Here is a 2,857-nt window from a genome sequence, read left to right as displayed (position 1 = left end):
GCCCGCCCGGGCCCCACTTCGGGGCCCGTCCGGGCGGCGGGGCACATCGAAAGGAAGCACCCCCATGGCAGACACCTCCGCGCGGATCGTGACCCTGCGCGCGGCCGGCACCGCGTTCGTCCTGGAGCTCACCGAACCGGTGCCCAGAGTCCTGCACTGGGGCAAGGACCTCGGCGACCTGGCCGCCGGCGACCTCGCCGCGCTCGCCCTGACGGCCGAACCCGCGGTGCTCAACAACGCCGTCGACATCCCGCGCCGGTACACCATCTGGCCCACCGAGGCGGACGGATGGGCCGGCACCCCCGCCCACCACGGGCACGTCGACGGCGGTGCCGCCGCCCCGCGGCTGACCACCACCGGCACATCGCTGCGCGAGAACGGCGAAGGGGGCGGGGAACTGGACGTCTCCCTCACCGACGCCGCCGCCGGGCTCGACATCACCGTCACCTACCGGCTGGACCCGTCCGGAGTGCTCGCCGTCCACGCCGAGATCACCCGGCACACCACCGCCGACCCGGCACCGTACGACCTCGCACAGGCCACCGTGTGGCTGCCGCTGCCCCGGCGGGCCGGCGAGATCCTCGACTTCACCGGCAAGTGGAGCCGCGAACGCTCCCCGCAGCGGCGCCCGGTCGGCTTCGGAACCCACGCCCGCGAGGTCCGCCGCGGCAAGCCCGGACTGGACTCCCCGTACCTCGTCGCCGTCGGAGTGCCCGGCTTCGGCTTCCGCGAGGGCGAGGTGTGGGGCCTGCACGTCGCGTGGAGCGGCGACCAGCGCTACCTCGTGGAGCGGCTGCCCGAGGGCGCCGGCACCCACACCGCGGTCCTCGGCGGAGGCGAACTGCTGCGCGCCGGCGAGATCCGGCTCGCCCCCGGCGAGAGCTACCAGACCCCCGTGTGCCACTACGCCTGGTCCGGCGCCGGCCTCGACGGCCTCGCCGACCGCTTCCACACCCTGCTGCGCGCCCGCCCCAGCCACCCCCGGCGCCCGCGCCCGGTCATCCTCAACAGCTGGGAGGCCGTGTACTTCGACCACGACCTCGACCACCTGCTGCGGCTCGTCGACCGCGCCGCCGAGGTCGGCGTGGAACGATTCGTGCTCGACGACGGCTGGTTCCGCGGCCGCCGCTCGGACCACGCGGGACTCGGCGACTGGACGGTCGACCCGAAGGTGTGGCCCGGCGGGCTCACCCCGCTCGTCGACCACGTGCGGTCCCTCGGCATGGAGTTCGGCCTCTGGTTCGAACCGGAGATGGTCAACCTCGACTCCGACCTGGCCCGCGAGCACCCCGAGTGGGTCCTCGGCCCGGCGGCCGGCCTCGGCCCCACGGCCCGGCACCAGTACGCCCTGGACCTGTCCCAGCCCGCGCTCGCCGCGTACCTGCTCGACTCGCTGGACTCGCTCATCACCACGTACGGCATCGCCTACCTGAAGTGGGACCACAACCGGGAGCTGTACGAGGCCGTCCACGGTCCCGGGGACCACCCGGCCACCCACGCCCAGGTCGTGGCGCTCTACCGGCTGCTGGACAGCCTCAAGGAACGCCACCCCGCGCTGGAGATCGAGAGCTGTGCCAGTGGTGGCGGCCGTGTCGACCTGGGCATCCTCGCCAGGACCGACCGCGTGTGGGCCTCGGACTGCAACGACCCCGTGGAGCGGCAGTCCATCCAGCGGTGGACCGGCCAGCTGCTGCCGCCCGAGCTCGTCGGCGCGCACGTGGGCGCCAATCCGAGCCACACCACCGCGCGCGTCAGCTCCGACACCTTCCGGATGACCACGGCCTTGTTCGGCCACGCCGGCATCGAGCAGGACATCACCCGCTGCACCCCGGAGGAAGTCGCCCGGCTCACCGCGTGGACGGCTCTCTACCGGGAACTGCGCCCCCTGCTCCACAGCGGCCGCACCGTGCGCGCCGACCTTCCGGACAACGCCACCCTCCTGCACGGCGTCGTCTCCCAGGACGGCACCGCCGCCCTCTACAGCTGGGCCCGCGTCGCGACCTCCCCCGAGGGCCAGTCCGGCCGCGTCCAGCTCCCCGGCCTCGACCCCGCCCACCGCTATGAGGTCCGCGTCCGCACCGACCTCGGTCTGCCCTCCTTCCACCAGACCAGCGGCCCCGCCTGGCTCCCCGCGGCCATCGACGGCTGGCTCCCCCTCCCGGGCGCGATCCTGGCCTCGGCGGGCCTCCCGATGCCGCAACTCAACCCGGAGCAGGCCCTCCTGATCGAGGTGCGGCGCGCCGGGTGAACCGTGTGAGGTGCCCCGGACCGGCGCGGCCCGGCCTGCCGAGGCAGGCTCCGGCGCTACGGTCCGGGGGATCGCACCGCGCCCCCGGTCGACGCCCCTCATCGACTTGTGACGCGACAAAGGCTGCGATTGCGGGATCGGTGAAGCAGTACCCCTGCCAGGTGTCCGGCCGCGTTCGCCGCCGGGACGGCACGGCGGTGCCGCCCATGATCCGCACACTTGACGTGTCCATTGTGAGGGTGTGAGGATGCCGATGATCCAGTCGTGCAACGAGTGCTTCCTGGAGGGGACATGAACAAGCGCAGAGGCGCCTCGGTCGCCGTGGCCGTGGCCGCGACGCTCACCGGGATGCTGGCGCTCGCCGCCCCGGCGAACGCGAGCGTGCCGTACAAGGTCTATGCGACGAGCGAGGCCTGCAAGACGGCCGGCAAGAAGTTCGTCGACTCCGGCCAGGCCTACCAGTACACGTGCACGTGGGACAGCCCGGGCTTCCTCCTGACACTCTGGCTCCCCTGACGTCGGCGGAACACCCGGGAACAGGCGGGCGGGGGGGGGGCCGCCCGGGACCGGAGCCGGCCCCGCCCCGCGGGGGGGGGCGGCGCCCGCGGC

At 73.9% G+C, this 2,857-nt stretch carries 2 protein-coding genes; both read left to right on the top strand.

The annotated features are described in order from the left end of the window. Window positions 1-64: 64 nt before the first annotated feature. Window positions 65-2,248, top strand: coding sequence for an alpha-galactosidase (locus ACFWVC_RS37230; protein ID WP_384298412.1), 2,184 nt, complete (start codon window positions 65-67; stop codon window positions 2,246-2,248). Between the two features lie 291 nt (window positions 2,249-2,539). Beyond that, on the top strand, window positions 2,540-2,764 hold the full coding sequence (locus ACFWVC_RS37225) for a hypothetical protein (RefSeq protein ID WP_384298409.1): 225 nt from the start codon (window positions 2,540-2,542) through the stop codon (window positions 2,762-2,764). Window positions 2,765-2,857 lie beyond the last annotated feature (93 nt).

The organism is Streptomyces sp. NPDC058691 (assembly GCF_042714775.1).
Classification (GTDB): Bacteria; Actinomycetota; Actinomycetes; order Streptomycetales; family Streptomycetaceae; genus Actinacidiphila.
This window is presented reverse-complemented; position numbering and strand designations above follow the sequence as displayed.

Coding starts and splice junctions, on each gene's coding strand:
- ACFWVC_RS37230 (WP_384298412.1), top strand. CDS start 65: ATGGCAGACACCTCCGCGCGGATCGTGACCCTGCGCGCGGCCGGCACC.
- ACFWVC_RS37225 (WP_384298409.1), top strand. CDS start 2,540: ATGAACAAGCGCAGAGGCGCCTCGGTCGCCGTGGCCGTGGCCGCGACG.